The sequence below is a fragment of the Rhodococcus aetherivorans genome, from assembly GCF_011058165.1.
Classification (GTDB): domain Bacteria; phylum Actinomycetota; class Actinomycetes; order Mycobacteriales; family Mycobacteriaceae; genus Rhodococcus; species Rhodococcus aetherivorans.
The window spans coordinates 1-18,159 of record NZ_JAALEG010000070.1; the positions used below are offsets into that span (position 1 = coordinate 1).

Annotated in this window: 19 protein-coding genes; 6 read left to right on the plus strand and 13 right to left on the minus strand. The window is 71.5% G+C overall.

Features of this window, described 5'->3' with window-relative positions:
• From G6039_RS22500 to G6039_RS22510, 3 genes are all read left to right on the plus strand, one after another.
• Positions 1–861, plus strand: an 861-nt coding sequence (locus G6039_RS22500) for an alpha/beta fold hydrolase (protein ID WP_164528118.1), incomplete at its 5' end; no start/stop codon positions are given.
• Positions 858–2,096 (plus strand): glycoside hydrolase family 1 protein, encoded by a 1,239-nt coding sequence (locus G6039_RS22505; protein WP_029544092.1) that lies wholly within the window; start codon positions 858–860, stop codon positions 2,094–2,096. The genes G6039_RS22500 and G6039_RS22505, both read left to right, overlap by 4 nt.
• 29 nt (positions 2,097–2,125) lie before the next feature.
• The gene (locus G6039_RS22510; protein WP_006941286.1) at positions 2,126–2,761 is read left to right on the plus strand and encodes a LysE family transporter; all 636 of its coding nucleotides are present in this window, start codon (positions 2,126–2,128) and stop codon (positions 2,759–2,761) included.
• 7 nt (positions 2,762–2,768) lie between these two features.
• On the opposite strand, the gene G6039_RS22515 is transcribed toward G6039_RS22510, so the two are convergent.
• From G6039_RS22515 to nadA, 5 genes are all read right to left on the minus strand, one after another.
• Positions 2,769–3,065 (minus strand): DUF2470 domain-containing protein, encoded by a 297-nt coding sequence (locus G6039_RS22515; protein WP_006941289.1) that lies wholly within the window; start codon positions 3,063–3,065, stop codon positions 2,769–2,771.
• Between the two features lie 16 nt (positions 3,066–3,081).
• Complete coding sequence (locus tag G6039_RS22520; RefSeq protein ID WP_006941291.1) at positions 3,082–4,485, minus strand: WS/DGAT/MGAT family O-acyltransferase; 1,404 nt, start codon at positions 4,483–4,485, stop codon at positions 3,082–3,084.
• A gap of 162 nt (positions 4,486–4,647) precedes the next feature.
• Positions 4,648–5,517 carry a carboxylating nicotinate-nucleotide diphosphorylase gene (gene nadC / locus G6039_RS22525; protein WP_006941300.1) on the minus strand — a complete coding sequence of 290 codons (870 nt, stop codon included), beginning with the start codon at positions 5,515–5,517 and terminating at the stop codon, positions 4,648–4,650.
• Complete coding sequence (locus G6039_RS22530) at positions 5,518–7,116, minus strand: L-aspartate oxidase (RefSeq protein WP_006941302.1); 1,599 nt, start codon at positions 7,114–7,116, stop codon at positions 5,518–5,520.
• A gap of 2 nt (positions 7,117–7,118) precedes the next feature.
• Positions 7,119–8,153, minus strand: a complete 1,035-nt coding sequence (gene nadA, locus G6039_RS22535) for a quinolinate synthase NadA (RefSeq protein WP_006941304.1) — start codon at positions 8,151–8,153, stop codon at positions 7,119–7,121.
• Between the two features lie 79 nt (positions 8,154–8,232).
• Here nadA and G6039_RS22540 point away from each other — a divergent pair, with 79 nt between their 5' ends.
• On the plus strand, positions 8,233–8,937 hold the full coding sequence (locus G6039_RS22540) for an NUDIX hydrolase (protein WP_006941309.1): 705 nt from the start codon (positions 8,233–8,235) through the stop codon (positions 8,935–8,937).
• 516 nt (positions 8,938–9,453) lie between these two features.
• On the opposite strand, the gene G6039_RS22545 is transcribed toward G6039_RS22540, so the two are convergent.
• The 4 genes from G6039_RS22545 to bioB all read right to left on the minus strand — a co-directional run bounded on the left by G6039_RS22545 (position 9,454) and on the right by bioB (position 13,023).
• Positions 9,454–10,155, minus strand: coding sequence for an MspA family porin (locus tag G6039_RS22545; RefSeq protein ID WP_006941310.1), 702 nt, complete (start codon positions 10,153–10,155; stop codon positions 9,454–9,456).
• 267 nt (positions 10,156–10,422) lie between these two features.
• Entirely contained in the window at positions 10,423–11,679 is a 1,257-nt protein-coding gene (locus G6039_RS22550) for a patatin-like phospholipase family protein (RefSeq protein ID WP_043798931.1), read from the minus strand.
• A 126-nt stretch (positions 11,680–11,805) separates the two neighbouring features.
• Positions 11,806–12,000 (minus strand): biotin synthase auxiliary protein BsaP, encoded by a 195-nt coding sequence (gene bsaP / locus G6039_RS22555; RefSeq protein WP_006941314.1) that lies wholly within the window; start codon positions 11,998–12,000, stop codon positions 11,806–11,808.
• Between the two features lie 9 nt (positions 12,001–12,009).
• A complete protein-coding gene (gene bioB, locus G6039_RS22560; protein ID WP_043798956.1) occupies positions 12,010–13,023 on the minus strand; it encodes a biotin synthase BioB in 1,014 nt (337 codons plus the stop codon).
• A 132-nt stretch (positions 13,024–13,155) separates the two neighbouring features.
• Between bioB and G6039_RS22565 the strand changes: the two genes are divergently transcribed.
• Entirely contained in the window at positions 13,156–13,818 is a 663-nt protein-coding gene (locus G6039_RS22565; protein WP_043798930.1) for a TetR/AcrR family transcriptional regulator C-terminal domain-containing protein, read from the plus strand.
• Between the two features lie 80 nt (positions 13,819–13,898).
• Here the strand turns inward: G6039_RS22565 and G6039_RS22570 are convergent, their stop codons facing one another.
• The 4 genes from G6039_RS22570 to G6039_RS22585 are packed head-to-tail and all read right to left on the minus strand — an operon-like array spanning position 13,899 to position 17,719.
• Positions 13,899–14,645: a succinate dehydrogenase/fumarate reductase iron-sulfur subunit gene (locus G6039_RS22570; RefSeq protein ID WP_006946166.1), complete on the minus strand. Its 747-nt coding sequence runs from the start codon at positions 14,643–14,645 to the stop codon at positions 13,899–13,901.
• Positions 14,646–14,647: 2 nt separating this feature from the next.
• Positions 14,648–16,564, minus strand: coding sequence for a fumarate reductase/succinate dehydrogenase flavoprotein subunit (locus tag G6039_RS22575; RefSeq protein ID WP_006946168.1), 1,917 nt, complete (start codon positions 16,562–16,564; stop codon positions 14,648–14,650).
• A 58-nt stretch (positions 16,565–16,622) separates the two neighbouring features.
• Positions 16,623–17,438, minus strand: coding sequence for a hypothetical protein (locus G6039_RS22580; RefSeq protein ID WP_029544101.1), 816 nt, complete (start codon positions 17,436–17,438; stop codon positions 16,623–16,625).
• Positions 17,435–17,719 carry a hypothetical protein gene (locus G6039_RS22585; RefSeq protein ID WP_006946170.1) on the minus strand — a complete coding sequence of 95 codons (285 nt, stop codon included), beginning with the start codon at positions 17,717–17,719 and terminating at the stop codon, positions 17,435–17,437. The genes G6039_RS22580 and G6039_RS22585 overlap by 4 nt, the downstream gene beginning before the upstream one ends.
• A gap of 268 nt (positions 17,720–17,987) precedes the next feature.
• Between G6039_RS22585 and G6039_RS22590 the strand changes: the two genes are divergently transcribed.
• Positions 17,988–18,140, plus strand: coding sequence for a hypothetical protein (locus G6039_RS22590; protein WP_006946171.1), 153 nt, complete (start codon positions 17,988–17,990; stop codon positions 18,138–18,140).
• Positions 18,141–18,159: the final 19 nt, after the last annotated feature.

The window sequence follows — 18,159 nt, forward strand, 5'->3', positions numbered from 1 at the left end:
GTCCCCACCCTGCTGCTGCCGCCGCAGTCCGGATCGCACTCGTGCATCGTCGACCTCTCCCCCGACCGCAGCCAGGTCTCCGCCCTGCGCAGCGGCGGGTTGTCGCGGCTGTACTGCCTGGACTGGGCGCCCGCCGGCCCGGTCACCGACGGCGCCTCCCTCGACGACCATCTCGCCGTCCTCGCCGAGGCCGTCGAACTGCTCGGCGGACGGGTCAACCTGGTCGGCGGCAGCCAGGGTGGCTGGCTCGCGGCGATGCACGCCGCACTGCATCCGCGGACCGTGCACAGCCTCACCGTCGCGGGGGCCCCGATCGACTTCCACGCCGACCGTCCCGGTGCCGGCGCCCTCGAACACGTGCCACGCTCGGTGTCCGCGTCCGTGCTGAACCTGTGGTACGACGCCTCTCGGCTGTTCGGGGTGCTGCCCACCGACCCGGTGAGCGAGGTCCAGCGCAGCCTCGAACTGCTGGGCCTGCTGAACGACCCCGACACCCTCGGACAGGCGATCGACGAACGACGGTGGTTCCTCTGGCGCCAGGAGATCCCCGCCGCATTCCGCACGTGGATCCTCGAGCACCTGTTCGTCGGCAACGACCTCGTCGCCGGGGCCGTCACCACCGCGGCCGGTCCGGTGGACCTGGCCGCGATCGAGTGCCCCGTGCACATCGTCCTCGGCCGGCACGACCTCGTGGTGCCACCGGGACAGGTCCTCGCCCTCGCCGACCACGTCAGCACACCCGCCGGCGACATCACGGTGCACGACGTCGACGCCGGCCACCTCGGCTTGTTCGTCGGCCGGCGCGCCCTCACCGAGCTGTGGCCTCGGCTTGCGGCCGGGATCGCCGCGCACTCCCGATGAGGACCGCCGTCGCGGCGGTACGGAGGGCTGCTGCCGCCGTGGTGCTGACGGCCGCCCTCGCGGCCGCCGCCGCGGCGGGGTCCTCCCCGCCCGCCCACGCCGCGGGAGACGGGTTCCTGTGGGGCGTGTCGAGTTCCGGCTTCCAATCCGAAGGCTCCCCGCCGGACAGCAACTGGACCAGGTACGCCGCGTCGGGCCGCACCCACGAACTCGTCGGCACCTCGGTGGATTTCCGTCACCGCTACCGGGAGGACATCGCCGCGGCCGCGGACCTCGGGGTGGACGTGTTCCGGTTCTCGGTCGAATGGTCCCGCATCCAGCCCACCCCGCACGGCTGGGACGAGGCCGAACTGCGCTACTACGACGACGTCGTCGCGACGGTGCGCGGGCACGGCATGATCCCGATGATCACCCTCGACCACTGGGTGTACCCCGGGTGGATCGCCGACCGCGGCGGTTGGCGCGATCCCGCCACGGTCGGGGCATGGCTCGCCAACGCCGAGCAGGTCGTCGCCCGGTACGCCGGGCTGGGCGCGATGTGGGTGACGATCAACGAACCGACGATCTACGTCCAGAAGGAACTCGCCTTCGGCGGGATCGACGCTGCCGACGTCCCCCGCATGTTCGACGCCCTGGTCGCCGCGCACCGCTCGATCTACGCCCGGATCCACGAACTGGACCCGGGCGCGCGCGTGACGTCCAACGCCGCGTACATCCCCGGGGTGCAGACCGGACTCGACGCCCTGTTCGTCGACCGGGTCCGCGACACCCTCGACTTCCTCGGGCTCGACTACTACTACGGAGCCACCCTCGCCAACCCGAGCGCGATCCACGCGCTCACCGACGACTTCGCCTCGATCGTCCCGCATCCCGACGGGATGTACGAGGCGCTGATGCACTACACCCGCCGTTTCCCGGGGCTGCCGCTGTACGTCGTGGAGAACGGAATGCCCACCGCCGACGGGGCGCCCCGCGCCGACGGCTGGACCCGGGCGCGACACCTGCGCGAGCACGTCGACCGGATGCGCCGCGCCGCGGCCGACGGCGCCCCCGTCTTCGGGTACAACTACTGGTCGATCACCGACAACTACGAATGGGGAAGCTACACACCACGTTTCGGCCTGTATACCGTCGACGTGCGCACGGATCCGAACCTGACGCGCCGTCCCACCGACGGGGTCGACGCCTACCGGGCCGTCACCGGTGAGCCGTGGCCGGTGCCGGTGCCGGGCTGACCGGCCCGGCCCGGTCGTAGAATCGCCCGATGACCTGGCAGACGTGGGTGGCCCTGCTCGGCGCCGCCTGGGTGATCAGCCTCTCCCCCGGCGCCGGCGCGATCGCGTCCATGTCCTCGGGCCTCGCCCACGGACTGCGGCGCGGCTGGTGGAACATCGTCGGGCTGCAGTTCGGCCTGCTGCTGCAGATCGTGGTGGTCGCCGCCGGCGTCGGCGCGGTCCTCGCCGGGTCCGCGGCGGCATTCACGGTGATCAAGTGGTTCGGCGTGGCCTACCTCGTGTACCTGGGGGTGCGCCAGTGGCGCACTCGCCCCACCGAGGTCGACCCCGGCGCGGCGCCGGGACTCGGCTCGGCGCCGGCGCTGGTGGCGCGCGGGTTCCTGGTCAACGCGAGCAACCCCAAGGCGGTGGTGTTCATGCTTGCCGTGCTGCCGCAGTTCCTCGATCCCGCAGCCCCGCTGCTGCGGCAGTACCTGATCATCGCGGCGACGATGGTGACCGTCGACATGATCGTCATGACCGGCTACACGGGCCTGGCGGCGCGGGTGCTGACGCTGATGCGCTCGCCGCGCCAGCAGCGCATCACGGGCCGGGTGTTCTCCGGGCTGTTCTTCACGGCCGCCGCGTTCCTGGCCACCGTGCGCCGCGCGGCCACCGCGGCATAACGGCCGGTCAGTGCGGCCGCGGCGCCACCCCGAGCCGCTCGCACGCGGCGTGATACAGGGCGACCACCGCGGTGCGGATCCCCGCCCGGTCGGAGACGGGCTCGAGCCACGGCACCCGCACCGTCGTCTCGATGCCGCCGACCTCGACGACCCACTCGCCGAACTCGGTGTGCACGCCGGTCATGCGGGCGGCGCCCGCCGTGGGTTCCGCGAACGCGCGGACCACGAGCAGGTTGTCGTCGGCGTGGTCGTCGTTCATGTGCCCGGTCACGGCCGCGACGACGGCGGCGTCGAAGGAAGTCACGCCGGCGAGCCTAGCCTCACCGATCGCCGTCGGCGCCCGCCACCCCGACGGTGCGTTCGAGCGCGGCGAGCTCGTCGTCGAGGTGCGCGATCAGGCGATCGAGCTGCGGGACGCTGCGGCTGCACGAGGTGAGCCCGAACGCGATCCGGTCGTCGGTGCTGGTGCAGGTGATGTTCAGGGCCTGCCCGTCGACCGGCACCGACAGCGGGTACAGGGCGTCGACGCGGGCGCCGTTCCAGTACAGCGGCTCGACCGGGCCCGGCACGTTGGAGACGATCACGTTGAACGGCGGCCGCACCACGGCCCGGTTGCCGGTGAGCACCCCGACCGCGAGCGGAGCCATGCCGAGAGCGCTCGTGGCCAGCAGCGCGGTCTGGGACCGGCCCCGCATGGACTCCTTGCCGTCGACCATCGCGTCCCGGATGGCGGCCAGGCGGGCCGCCGAATCGTCGACGTGGGTGGCGAGCGGGCACATCAGCACGCCCACGTCGTTGCCGCCCTCGGTGGTCTTCCCGCGACGCAGCGACACCGGCACCATCGCGACGAGCGGATCGTCGGGCAGGGCCTCGTGGTCGAGCAGATAGGCGCGCAGCGCTCCCGCGGACATCGCGAGGACGACATCGTTGACGGTGGCGCCGGCGGCCTCGGCGACGCGCCGCAGCCGCGTCAGCGACCAGTCGTGCGCGGCGAAGCGGCGGCCACCGGCGATGGACACGTTGAGCATCGTGCGCGGCGCCGTGAGCGACACCGCGCCGCCGCGGCCCCGCAGGGCCCGGTCCACGGTCCCCACCAGCGCGGGCACCATCCCGGCGGCCTCGTCGACGACGCCGCGCACGGCCCGCACGGTCATGCTCGGCAGGTCGAGCGCGGTCCCGACCGCGGAGTGCGGCGGGTCGGCGGACGGGAAGCGCGCCCAGGGCGCCGGCATGTCGGTGCGGTCCGCGTCGGAGCTCAGGGCCCGGTGCAGCAGCCGCATCGCGCCGACACCGTCGGCGAGGGCGTGGTGGATCTTCGTGTAGATCGCGTACCGCCCGTCGGCGAGGCCCTCGATCAGGTGCATCTCCCACAGCGGCCGGCTGCGGTCGAGGAGGGTGCTGTGCAGCCGCGACACCAGGGCGCGCAGTTCGGCGATGCCCCCGGGGCGTGGCAGGGCGTCGCGACGGACGTGGTGTTCGAGGTCGAAGTGCGGGTCGTCCTCCCACGCCCACATCCCCAGGGTGGCGAGGGAACGGACCGCGCGCCGGCGCCACAGGGGCGCGACGTCGTCACCGGCGAGGGCCGCGTCGAACAGCGCGCGCAGGGAACGGGCGTCGCCGCCCGGCGGCGGCTGCAGCAGGATCAGCCCCCCGACGTGCATGGGATGCTCGCGCGACTCGCCGAGCAGGAACATCGAGTCGATCGGGGACATCGGCAAACGCATGCGAGGTCTCTCCGTTCCCCGGCGACGGGGAACTGGTTAGTGGCGGACCCCCTGTGACCCGCCGGACGCGCGCCGCCGCCGTGAGGTGCCTCACGGCGGCGGATACGTAGCCAGTTGTACGCGATCGATGCGGCCGGTGCCAAGCGCGGCCCCGGCGTGGCGTCACATGTCGAGACCGAGGTCGAGGACGGTCACCGAGTGGGTCAACGCGCCGACGGCGAGGTAGTCGACCCCGGTGCGGGCGTAGTCCGCGGCCACGTCGAGGGTCAGGCCCCCGGAGGACTCGAGGCGGGTCTGCGGCGCGTGCGTGTTGCGCCGTTGGACCGCGATCTGCGTCTGCCACAGCGGGAAATTGTCGAGCAGGATCAGCTCGACGTTCTCGGCGAGCACCTCGTCGAACTGCTCGAGGCTGTCGACCTCCACCTCGCACTCGAGGTCGGGGGCCTGGGCCCGCACGGCCCGCAGCGCCGCGACCACCGAACCGGCGGCGACGACGTGGTTGTCCTTGATCAGCGCGGCGTCGCCGAGACCCATCCGGTGGTTGACACCGCCGCCGACCCGCACCGCGTACTTCTGCAGCGCCCGCAGGCCCGGCAGCGTCTTGCGGCTGTCGCGGATCTTCGCGTCGGTGCCGGCGACGGCGTCGACCCACTGCGCGGTGGCGGTGGCGATCCCGGACAGGTGGCACATCAGGTTCAGCATGGTGCGCTCGGCGGTGAGCAGGCCCCGGGTGGGGGCCTGCACCGTGAGCACCGCCTCCCCCGCCGCGGCGCGATGCCCGTCGACGGCCCGGTCGAGCACCTCGTAGTCGCCGGCACCGAGGACCTCGTCGAGCACCAGCAGACCGATGTCGATCCCGGCGACGGTGCCGGGGCTGCGCGGCACCACCGACGCCGTGGCCACGGCGTCGGCCGGCACCGTGGCGGCGGTGGTCACATCCGGGCCGTAGCGCAGGTCCTCGTCGAGGGCGACGCGCACCAGCGCGAGCGTCTCGTCCCGATCGAGTCCGGCGGGCAGCTCGGTGCTGGCCATTCAGTGTGCTCCTGTGAGTTGTGGTGTGCGCAGCGTGATCTCGCCGTCGGCGTCGAGACGCGTCTCGAGGCTGCGACGCTGCGCGGGGTCGGATTCGGGATGGTCGTCGCGGGTGTGGCACCCGCGGCTCTCGGTGCGGGCGCCGGCCGCGAGGGTCAGGGCCCGGGCCGCGACGGTGAGCGCGGCGTCCTCGAGCGCCGCCGCGTCGGTGCACCGGCCGGTCGGGGCGGCGGTGAGGCCCGCCCCGGCGACGGCGAGCCCGGCGGCGTCGCGGACGACGGAGGCGTGCCGGGTCATCAGCTGCTGCAACGCCGCCCGGTCCGCGCGGGGCCGGACGGGCAGGTCGGCGTCGGCGGTCTCGACGCGCAGCCCCCCGCGCTCCTCGGCCGCGGCCAGACCGGCGCGCTCGCCGACGACGAGGCCCTCGAGCAGGCTGTTGGAGGCGAGCCGGTTGCCGCCGTGCAGGCCGGTGCGGGCGACCTCGCCCGCCGCGTACAGCCCGGGCACACCGGTGCGGCCGCACACGTCGGTGACGACCCCGCCGCACGAGTAGTGCGCGGCCGGAGCGACGGGAATCAGGTCGCGGGCCGGGTCCAGGCCCACCTGCGCCAGGGAGGCGGTGACGGTCGGGAAGCGCCGCGCGAACCCGTCCAGGTGCCGGGCGTCGAGCAGAACGTGGTCGTCGCCGAGCTCGGCGAGCCGGGTGGCGATGGCACGGGAGACGACGTCGCGCGGCGCGAGGTCGCCGAGGGGGTGCACCCCGGCGGTGACCGGGCGGCCGGCACTGTCCACGAGGCGGGCACCCTCGCCGCGCACGGCCTCGCTGACGAGCGGGCGGCGGCCGACGGATCCGGCCGCGAACAGCACGGTCGGGTGGAACTGGACGAACTCGAGGTCGGCGACGGCGGCACCGGCGTGCAGGGCCAGCGCGATACCGTCGGCGGTGGCGCCGGGCGGGTTGGTGCTGCACGCGTACAGCTGCCCGAGGCCGCCGGTGGCCAGCAGCACGGCCGGGGTGTGGACGACACCGAGGCCCCGGTCGTCGAGGACGAGCAGGCCGGTGACGCCGCGCGTGTCGGTGAGGACGCGGGCGGCGGCGGCACCGAAGAGCACCGGCAGTCCGGCCGCGCCCAGGGCACGCTGGATCTCGGCACCGGTGGCGTCGCCGCCGGCGTGGATGATGCGGCGGGTGCTGTGGCCGCCCTCGCGGGTGCGGGCGATGCCGCCGTCACGGCCGCGGTCGAACACGGCTCCCAGGTCGGTGAGGGCCGCGACGGCGTCCTGCCCGCCGGAGACGATGGACCGCACGGCCGTCTCGTCGCACAGGCCGGCGCCGGCGGCGCAGGTGTCGGCGACGTGGGAGTCGACGGAATCCGCCGGCCCCGGGGCGACGACGGCGATGCCGCCCTGCGCGTACTGGGTGGCGGTGTCGGTGGGGCCGCCCTTGCTGACGGTCAGCACCCGCAGTCCGCGCCGGGACGCGGCGCGGGCGGCGGTGAGGCCGGCCACGCCGCCCCCGACCACCACGAGGTCGGCGCGGGCTTCCCAGCGGATCGTGTCCCGCCGCTCCGCTCGACCCGCGCCGACGCCGGAGGACATCGTCACTCCCCGCCGCCGGGGTTGCCGATCGCGATCATCCGCTGCACCGACTGCCGGGCCCGCTCGGCGACGGCCGGGTCGACGTGGACCTCGTCCTTGCCCTCCTGCAGGCAGCGCAGCAGCGCGGCCGGAGTGATCATCTTCATGTAGGGGCAGGACGCGCGGTCGTTGACGGCCTGGAAGTCCACGCCGGGCGCCGCCTTGCGCAGCTGGTGCAGCATCCCCACCTCGGTGGCGACGAGGACCTGCTTGGCGCCGGTGGCGCGGGCCGCGTCGAGCATGCCGCCGGTGGACAGGATCTTGACCTTGTCGTCGGCGACGAAGCCCTCACCGGCGAGGTACAGCGCGGAGGTGGCGCAGCCGCACTCGGGGTGGACGAACAGCTCGGCGTCGGGGTGCGCCTTGGACTTGGCGGCGAGCTCGTCGCCGTTGATCCCGGCGTGCACGTGGCACTCGCCCGCCCAGATGTGCATGTTCTGCCGGCCGGTCACGCGCTTGACGTGGGCGCCGAGGAACTGGTCGGGCAGGAACAGCACCTCGCGGTCGCGGTCGATGGAGGCGACGACGTCGACCGCGTTCGAGGAGGTGCAGCAGATGTCGGTCAGGCCCTTGACCTCGGCGGTGGTGTTGACGTACGAGACGACGACCGCGTCGGGGTGGTCGGCCTTCCATTCGCGCAGCTGGTCGGCGGTGATCGAGTCGGCGAGCGAGCACCCGGCCCGCTCGTCCGGGATGAGGACCGTCTTGGCGGGGCTGAGGATCTTCGCGGTCTCCGCCATGAAGTGCACGCCGCAGAAGACGATGGTGTCCTCCTCGGCCTCGGCGGCGATGCGCGAGAGGGCGAGGGAGTCGCCGACGTGATCGGCGACGTCCTGGATGGCGGGCAGCTGGTAGTTGTGCGCCAGCAGCGTGGCGTTGCGTTCGCGCGCCAGTCGCCGGATCTCCTCGGCCCACTCCGGGGTCGCCTCGACGCCGGTGTAGCCGCCGGGTCCGTCCTGGATCGGGGTGTGCGCGCCCGCCCACGTCGTAGTGGTCATGGCCTGCTCCTTCGCCGTGCACCGGGCGGGCTTTGCCCGGATTTCCGTATTCGGGGGTTTTCGACTTAGGATCGAAAACATGACACATGGTAGCACCCTTCACGAAGTGCTCATCGTCGTGTTCCAGGTTCGCCGATTTCCGGACACCCAGGGCGGCACGAAGACCGAGCTCGGGGTGCTGTTGTGGCAGCGCGCCCTCGACCCGGAGGCGGGCACCTGGTCGCTGCCCGGCGGCCGCCTCCGCGACGACGAGGACCTCACCACCTCCGCCCGTCGCCAGCTCGCCGAGAAGGTCGACGTGCGCGAGGTGGCGCACCTCGAGCAGCTCTCGGTGTTCTCCGATCCGCACCGGGTGCCGGGACCGCGCACGATCGCCTCGACCTACCTCGGGCTGGTGCCGATCACCTCCGATCCCCACCTGCCCGAGGACACCGCCTGGCATCCCGTGTCGGACCTGCCGGCGATGTCCTTCGACCACGGGGTCATGGTCGAGAACGCACGCACCCGCCTGGCCGCCAAGCTCTCGTACACCAACATCGCCTTCGGGCTGGCCCCCGCCGAGTTCGCCATGTCCACGCTACGTGAGATCTATTGCGCGGCACTCGGATACCAGGTGGATGCCACGAACCTGCAGCGCGTGCTCAAGCGCCGCGACGTCCTGACCCCCACCGGCACCACCGCCCCGCCGGGGCGTGCCGGCGGCCGTCCCCCGGCACTGTTCCGCTTCACCGAGTCGCGCCTGCGCGTCACCGACGAGTTCGCCGCCCTGCGCCCGCCGGGCTGACGGTGTGGTTCTCTGCTTCGGTATCGGCAACTGCAGGACGGCCCAGCCGAGTGGACGGTGGCGGCGAGCGCGTAGTGAGCTACCTCGAGGAGGTCGGTGCCGGCAACCGCGCCGAATCCGCGGAGCCGCTCGTCGCGGTGGCACAGGGCTGCGGCGAGCCGGCCGAGCCGGTTCGGGGCTCGGCGAAGAATCGCAGGCGCGCGCCTCGCGTTCACCGAGATGTTCGGCGCCGTCGCCGGCCGTTGGGGGCTCCGGCGGCAGACGGCGGCTTCGGCCGGCAGCGGGTGCCCGCAAGTGGGCCCGCTCGAAGGCCTGAGAGTCGTCCGGGCGGATGCGGACCGCGTCCCCCTCAGGGGCGACATCGAGAATCCGGTAGGTGTCGTCGATCAGCGTCATCGCCACGGCAGTGCACGGTAGAAGATCGACGTCAACGCTCGGTCACACGCCGATGAGCATCGCCTCCGCCTCCGTCGGTGGTGACCCGCTGGGATCCAGGGCCACCACCGACGGAGTCCGTCAGTTGAGGCGCTGCGGGACGCCGTAGGTGACCACGGTGTCGTTGTTGGCGGTGATCGCGCGGGCGAACGGCCGGACCGTCACCGGCCCGACGGCACCGGAGACCGAGCCGTGTACGCCGGCGATCCGGACGGTGACCGAATCCCCGTCGAACTCGTGATCCTCGACGATGGCGACCTCGGTGATGCCGCCGGGGGCGAGTTCGACCTCGATCTCCTGCTCGGGAATGATCGAGCCGCCGATCGTCGCGCCGGTGCTCGCGTCGAGGCCCAGCGCGAATTCGGGTGCCAGTTCGACGTTGACGCCCACCTCGTTGCCGACCTCCCAGTCCAGGCTGGGGGTGAAGATGTGCACCACCGCACCGGGCACCGCGACCGGGTAGCCGATCTGATATCCGAGGGTGAGCTTGGTGCCGGTGTAGTCGGCGGCACCGGGCCCGGTGATGTTCACGGTGGCGGAACCGTCGTGGAAGAACTCGACACTGAGCGGGGAGCTGTCGAGCGGGAGAACGCCCTGGATGGAGGTGTCGGCCTGCAACACCTCGATCGCGTTGCCGTCCGCGAGGGGCAGCACGCGGGCGTTGTCGACGGCGGCGGTGGCGGCGCCCGGGCCGACGAGCACGCTCAGCGCCACGGCTGCGGTGAGCGCGGTGCCCCGGACGACATTCGGACGGAATCGGTTGCCGGAGAAGCGGTGGACCATCGTGACGACCTCGTTCCTGGAGGGTGGGAAGTGGCGTGACCTCCGACACGCACGCACAGCCCAGAAGCAGCACACGCGATTTCGCCGGACGAACCGGGGCGCGGCGTGTCCTGAACGTGACGCCACCACGGGCGGGCAGGCAGGATCCACGCAGGCAGGATCACAGCACTCCGGCAGCGCCTGGTTCACACCGCTGTGGCACCGACCGGCCGCCCATAGATGACAAGTTCCGCGAAAACCTACAGCGAGGTCCGGCACATGCCGGCCTTACGTATACCGGGCGTCGGCCGGGTACCGGGGGAAGCCGTCGCCGGCCGCGCGCCAGTCGGCCAGCCACCGCTCGGTGAGTTCCGTGCCCTCGGCCCGCAACGCCGCCAGGTGCCGCGGACTCCGGTCGAGTTTCGAGGCGTGGTCCAGCGTCCACGCCGAGTCCCGGCTCATCTTGATCGTGCGGACCACGACGGTCTTGCGGTCCGTCAGGGGCGGGGCGTCGTTGCCGTACTTGTCGATCCACCGGTTGACGGTGAGGATGTGGTCGAGTTCCTGGTTCAGCGACAGGTTGCCGGCCAGATCGTTCTCCCGGTCGCGGATCTCCTCGAGACCGACGCGCAACGAGGTCGGCGAGTACTCCTGCGGGTTGATCCGCACCACCCAGATCTCGTCGGGCTTGTCGTCGCAGGTCTCGGTGTCCAGCAGGTCCCGCACCGGCGGGTTCTGCGAATACAGGCCGTCCCAGTAGTAGCCGGTGCGCCGGATGGTGGTGCCTTCGTCCGCAGTGGGGAACTCGAGGTTCTCGATCGGTTGTGCGGGCAGCAGCTCGGGCAGCGTGCCCGACGCCGCCACCCCGTCGAGCGACAGGGCGCGGCGCATCCGCCACCGCGTCGCGCCGTACTGGTCGCGCTCCGGCGGGGGCTTGAGCCCCAGTTCCTCCAGGGTCTTGTCCGAGTCGAAGGTCTCGAAGTTGCCGCTGAGCACCTCGATCGCGCCGGCGATGACCCGGACATTGTTCTGGGCGAGGAGCTTCCAATCGACCGAGTCGAAGTCCGGGCAGAGCGAGGCGAGCAGGCCCTGGAATCCGAGGTACTCCGGGCGGGCACCCACCGATCCCAGGCCGAGCAGCCCGAGGCGGCCCGCCGCGGCGTACGGACTCGATTCGGGGAGGGCCACGCCCGCGGCCTTCCAGCGCAGCAGCACCTGCCCGGCCAGGTTGTGCAGCGTCTCGGCGGGGTTGGTCGCCGCGAACACGGTCCACAGGTGGTCGAGTCGTTCGACGGCCTTGTCGACGGTGCCGCAGTCCGGGTCGGATCCGTTGGGGGCCAGGCCGTACCAGGTCGCAAGCGCGCACAACGCGCCGGCGGACGTGCCGCTGAGCGAGACCAGATCGAAGGAGGTGCCGCCGTCGGCGTCCCATCGCTGCTTGGCCCGCAGAATCGAGGTGAGCGCACCCCAGGTGAAGGCGACGTGCGTACCTCCCCCCTGACAGGCGATGGCGATCTTCTTGCGCCGCACGGACTGCACCGACACGTTGATCCTTCCGGAGGGGACGTCGCGCTGATTGTGTCGCATCTCCGGCCGCCTGTCCGCGCGGGCCCCCGGGCGCGGCGGTCCCTCCCCGGCCGCACCCGCCACGGTCGGCGGGCGCGGCCACGCTCAGCGACGTTCCGTCAGGCTCGAGTCGAGCGTCCCGTGCCGGGAGCACCGGGCCCACCAGCCGTCGGGGGCGACCTGCACGATCATCCGGCGCCCGCACTGCTCGCAGAACCGGGGCGGCTCGAGACCGAGCCGGGCCGCGGCCGGGACCGGGGCGTTCTCGTCGACGGGCCGGCCGGTGAACGGGTTGAACACGCCGGCCTCCTAGAGGGTCTCGCCGAGCGCCTTGATCGGCATCTTCAGCTCGCCGAGCAGGTCGATGTCGGACTCGGCCGGCCGGCCGAGGGTGGTGAGGTAGTTGCCGACGATGACGGCATTGATGCCGCCGAGGATGCCCTGCTTGGCGCCGAGGTCGCCGAGGGTGATCTCGCGGCCGCCGGCGAAGCGCAGGATCGTGCGCGGCAACGCGAGCCGGAACGCGGCAACGGCCTTGAGCGCCTCCGCCGCCGGCAGGACCTCCAGATCCCCGAACGGGGTGCCCGGGCGCGGGTTGAGGAAGTTCAGCGGCACCTCGTCGGGCTCGAGCGCGGCCAGGTCGGCGGCGAATTCGGCACGCTGTTCGAGGGTCTCCCCCATGCCGAGGATGCCGCCGCAGCACACCTCCATGCCGGCCTCGCGGACCATCCGCAGGGTCTCCCACCGCTCCTCCCAGCTGTGGGTGGTGACGACCTGCGGGAAGAAGGAGCGGGCGGTCTCGAGGTTGTGGTTGTAGCGGTGCACTCCCATCGCGGCGAGCTGGTCGACCTGCTCCTGGGTGAGCATGCCGAGCGAGCAGGCCACCTGGATATCGACCTCGTTGCGGATCGCTACGACCCCGGCGGCGACCTGGGCCATGAGCCGCGCGTCGGGCCCCCGGACGGCGGCGACGATGCAGAACTCGGTGGCACCGGTCTTGGCGGTCTGCTTGGCGGCCTCGACGAGGCTGGGGATGTCGAGCCATGCCGAGCGGACCGGGGAGGCGAACAGCCCCGACTGGGAGCAGAAGTGGCAGTCCTCGGGGCAGCCGCCGGTCTTGAGACTGATGATGCCCTCGACCTCGACCTCGGGGCCGCACCAGGTCATGCGGACCTCGTGGGCGAGGCCGAGAAGATCCTCGAGCCGCTCGTCGGGCAGCTGCAGCACCTCGAGGACCTGCTCACGGTCGAGTCCCTCGCCACGCCCCAGCACCTGTTCGCGGGCGAGGGTGAGGATGTCGGCACGGGCGGGGGCCTGGGTCACGGTCGTCTCCTGGAGGGTGCGGGTTACGGCGAACTTGAACACCGTTCACTTGAACGCTGTTCAGGCTAGGGTGGCGGTGGTCTACTGTCAACGCGACGGATGGTCGGGAACCAGGTACGACGGGAGCGAACGGTGCAGTTGCGACGCGGCGACGTCCTCGACGGCGCGATGACGATCCTCGACGAGTACGGTCTCGGCGACCTGACGATGCGCAAGCTCGCCACGTCGCTCGGCGTCCAGCCCGGGGCCCTGTACTGGCACTTCCCCAACAAGCAGACCCTGCTCGGCGCGATGGCCGACCGCATCCTCGACGGCGTCGACGCCCCGTCCACCGCCCCCGCCTGGGACGGCGCACTCACCGAACTCGCGCACCGCTTCCGCGCCGCACTGCTCGCCCACCGCGACGGCGCGGAACTCGTCGCCGCGACCTACGCGTCGCGGCTGACCACGTCGCGCGTGCGGGAGGCGTTCGTCGCAGCGGGCCTGCGGGCGCGGTTGTCCCGCGCCCACGCCGAGCTCGCCGGGTACGCGCTGCTGCACTACGTCCTCGGCCACACCGTCGACGAGCAGTCCCGTCTGCAGCTCGCCGAACTCGGGGCGCTGACCCGCAAGCCCGTCTCCCCCGACGTGTCCACCGAGACAGCGGCCGGCTCGGACGTCGACCTGCTCGACGGGGATCCGTCCGTGCGGTTCGACTTCGGCCTGACCCTGTTCGTCGACGGCATCCGCAGCCGCCTGCGCGAGGGCGATCCCGCTGCGTCGCGGCCGAATGTCACACCGGTGCAACCCACCTGAACGCATGTGACATTCGGCCACCAGGACGGACGGGGGTCGGCCGCGCGGTGGCCTGCTACCGGTGGGCCGAGCGGGTGGGGTCAGCGCCGGAACAGCTTGTTGCCGAGCCAGACGATCGGGTCGTACCGACGGTCGACGACGCGTTCCTTCATCGGGATCAGCGCGTTGTCGGTGATGTGGATGTTCTCCGGGCACACCTCGGTGCAGCACTTGGTGATGTTGCACAGCCCGAGTCCGTGCTCCTCCTGCGCGGCGGTGCGCCGGTCGGCCACGTCGAGCGGGTGCATCTCGAGTTCGGCGATCCGCATCAGGTACCGGGGACCGGCGAACGCCTCCTTGTTCTCCTCGTGGTCGCGCACCACGTGGCAGACGTTCTGGCACAGGAAGCACTCGATGCACTTGCGGAACTCCTGCGACCGCTGCACGTCGATCTGCTGCATCCGGTACTCCCCCGGCGCCAGGTCGGGCGGGGGCGCGAACGCCGGTATCTCCCGGGCCTTCTCGTAGTTGAAGGACACGTCGGTGACCAGATCGCGGACCACCGGGAACGTGCGCAGCGGGGTCACGGTGACCACCTCGTCCTCGGCGAAGACCGACATCCGGGTCATGCACAGCAGCCGCGGACGGCCGTTGATCTCCGCCGAGCAGGACCCGCACTTGCCGGCCTTGCAGTTCCACCGCACCGCCAGGTCGGGAGCCTGGGTCGCCTGCAGTCGGTGGACGATGTCGAGGACGACCTCGCCCTCGTTGACCTCGACGGTGTAGTCACGCAGTTCACCGCCACCGCCGTCGCCGCGCCAGATCTTGAATGCCGCCCGGTACCCCATGGCTACGGCCTCCGTCCCGGATGTTCCGCGAGTTCGTCGTCGGTGTAGTACTTGGCGAGTTCCTCGAAATCGAACAGCGCCAACAGGTCCGGTCGCATGGGCACCTGCTGTTCGGGTGCCACCGTGACATCCGGGATCGACTCGTCACCACCGTCCGTGCGGCACACGAGCAGCGTCCGGCGCCAGTTCGGGTCCATCGACGGATGATCGTCGCGCGTGTGCCCGCCGCGGCTCTCGGTGCGCAGCAACGCCGCCCGGGCCACGCACTCGCTCACGAGCAGCATGTTGCGCAGGTCCAGGGCGAGGTGCCAGCCGGGATTGAACTGCCGATGCCCCTCCACGGCGACGTTCCGGATCCGCGCCCGCAACGCGCCGAGGACGTCGAGGGCACGGGCGATCTCGTCGGCGCGCCGGATGATGCCCACCAGGTCCTGCATGGACTGTTGCAGCCCGGTGTGCAGGGTGTAGGGGTTCTCCGCCGTCGCGGGCTCGGCGGGATCGAACGGGGCCAGCGCCGTACGCGCCGCGGCCGTGACGTCCGCCTCGGCGACGCGCGGGCGGTGCCCGAGGCCCTGCACGTAGTCGGCGGCGCCGAGGCCGGCGCGCCGGCCGAACACCAACAGATCCGACAGGGAGTTGCCGCCGAGCCGGTTCGACCCGTGCATGCCGCCCGAGCACTCGCCGGCGGCGAACAGTCCGGGCACGGACGCGGCACCGGTCTCCGGATCGACCTCGATGCCGCCCATCACGTAGTGGCAGGTGGGGCCGACCTCCATCGCCTCCGCGGTGATGTCGACGTCGGCGAGCTCCTTGAACTGGTGGTGCATCGACGGCAGCCGCCGGACGATCTCCTCGGCGGGCATGCGCGAGGCGATGTCGAGGAACACCCCGCCGTGCGGGGTGCCGCGACCGGCCTTGACCTCGGAATTGATGGCGCGGGCGACCTCGTCGCGCGGCAACAGGTCCGGGGTGCGGCGGTTGTTCTCCTGGTCGGTGTACCAGCGGTCGGCCTCCTCCTCCGTCTCCGCGTACTGGCCTTTGAACACCGGTGGGATGTACGAGAACATGAACCGCTCGTTCTCGGAGTTCTTCAGGACCCCGCCGTCGCCGCGCACCCCCTCGGTGACGAGGATGCCCTTGACGCTCGGCGGCCACACCATCCCGGTGGGGTGGAACTGGACGAACTCCATGTTGATCAGGGCGGCCCCGGCCCGCAGCGCGAGAGCGTGACCGTCGCCGGTGTACTCCCACGAGTTCGACGTCACCTTCCAGGACTTGCCGATCCCGCCAGTGGCCACGACGACGGCGGGCGCCTCGAACAGCACGAACCGGCCGGACTCGCGCCAGTACCCGAACGCACCGGCGATGCGGCCCTCGGCGTCCTTCAGCAGTTCGGTGACGGTGCATTCGGCGAACACCCGCACCCGGGCGTCGTAGTCGCCCGTGGCGGCGTGGTCCTCCTGCTGCAGGGACACGATCTTCTGCTGCATCGTGCGGATCAGCTCGAGGCCGGTGCGGTCACCGACGTGCGCCAGCCGCGGATAGGTGTGACCGCCGAAGTTGCGCTGGCTGATCCGGCCGTCGGGGGTGCGGTCGAACAACGCACCGTAGGTTTCGAGTTCCCACACCCGGTCGGGCGCCTCGCGGGCGTGCAGTTCGGCCATGCGCCAGTTGTTGAGGAACTTGCCTCCTCGCATGGTGTCCTGGAAGTGCACCTGCCACGAGTCGTGCGGGTTGGCGTTGCCCATCGCGGCGGCGCAACCGCCCTCCGCCATGACGGTGTGCGCCTTGCCGAACAGCGACTTGCACACGACCGCGACCCGCAGTCCGCGTTGACGCGCCTCGATGACGGCGCGCAGCCCCGCCCCGCCCGCGCCGATGACCACCACGTCGTAGCTGTGCCGTTCGACGTCCGCCATCCAGTCCTCCTTCGCTGCCGAGTCGGCCCGGGGCCGGCGCCCGGGCCGTCGTCGTGGCTCAGCCGACGAACCGCAGGTCCGAGATGGTGCCGCTCGCCACGAGCATGATGTAGAAATCCGTGATCATCAGGGTGCCCAGCGTGGTCCACGCCAGTTGCATGTGCCGGGTGTTGAGCCGGGAAACCGCCGTCCAGATCCGGTAACGCAGCGGGTGTTTCGAGAAGTGCTTGAGCCGGCCGCCGGTGACGTGCCGGCACGAGTGGCACGAGACGGTGTACGCCCACAGGAGCAGCACGTTCCCCACCAGGATGAGGTTGCCGAGGCCGAAGCCGAACCCGCCGCCGGAACCGTGGAACGCGACGATCGCGTCATAGGTGTTGATCGCCGAGATGACGAGCGCAACGTAGAAGAAGTAGCGGTGCGAGTTCTGGATCAGCAGCGGCAGCCGCGTCTCCCCCGTGTACCGGGCGTGCGGCTCGGCGACGGCGCAGGCCGGCGGCGCCAGCCAGATCGAGCGATAGTAGGCCTTGCGGTAGTAGTAGCACGTCAGCCGGAATCCGAGCAGGAACGGCAGCGACAGGAACGCCAGGGGGATCCACATGGGCAGCTCGCCCACCCACGTCCCGAAGTGCCGGGCGCCGGGCACGCACGACGCGCTGACGCACGGCGAGTAGAACGGCGTGAGGTAGTGGTACTCCTCCACCCAGTACGCGGTGCGCACGAAGGACCGAATCGTCGCGTAGACGACGAAGACGGCCAGCCCGAGCGTGGTGAGCACGGGCGGTTGCCACCACCGGTCGGTGCGTAGCGTGCGCGCCGCGATCCGGGCCCGCGTCGAGGACCGGACGCCGGCGCCTGCCGCGGGGGCGCTCACCGCGAGCCGTGCAGGCCGCCGAGCCCCTCGTCGTCACAGTCGACGCCGCGGAAGATCTCGTCGTACGGGGTGTCGGGGATCGGAATCCGCTCGCCGGCCGGCCGGGACGTCTCGCGCGGCGGCGAGGCCGCCAGATCCTGCGCGTCGATGTCGAGCCGGTCCACGTCGTTGATCAGGCGGCGCACCGCAGCGGCGTCGCCGTACCTCGACCGGAGCGAGGTCAGGCAGTGCCGAAGGTGACCGATGGTGCGGTGCAGTTCCTGCATTTCGGTGGTGGACATTCGTACCTCCGAGAGGGCGGTCGGCACGTCGACACCTGCCGACTCGATGTGACAGCTATCACAGTACGACATTCGCGCGGCAACACATGCGAATCCGGCGATCGGCGCGTAAACGCCCCGCCGGGCGGCCTATCCGCCCCGGATCCGGACATTTCAGTCCAGGAAATGTGAAATCTCTGCTACAGGTTTCGAAAATCCCGCATCCGGGAAAGCTTTGGTGCCAGTGTGAAAACAGCTCGCGCTGAAGAGAGTAAGGACCGAAACCGTCATGCAGACCACCTTGTTCGCCTCCGCCGCTTCCCGTCGCGCCACGGCCTCGGCCGGCTCGGCCATGAGTACCGAGGAGATCAAGCGCCGCATCGAGGCGATGTTCGCCGAACCACGCACCGACGAGCGGTCGGCGAGCACCGGGCGCGCATGAGGTCGACGACGTCGATGTG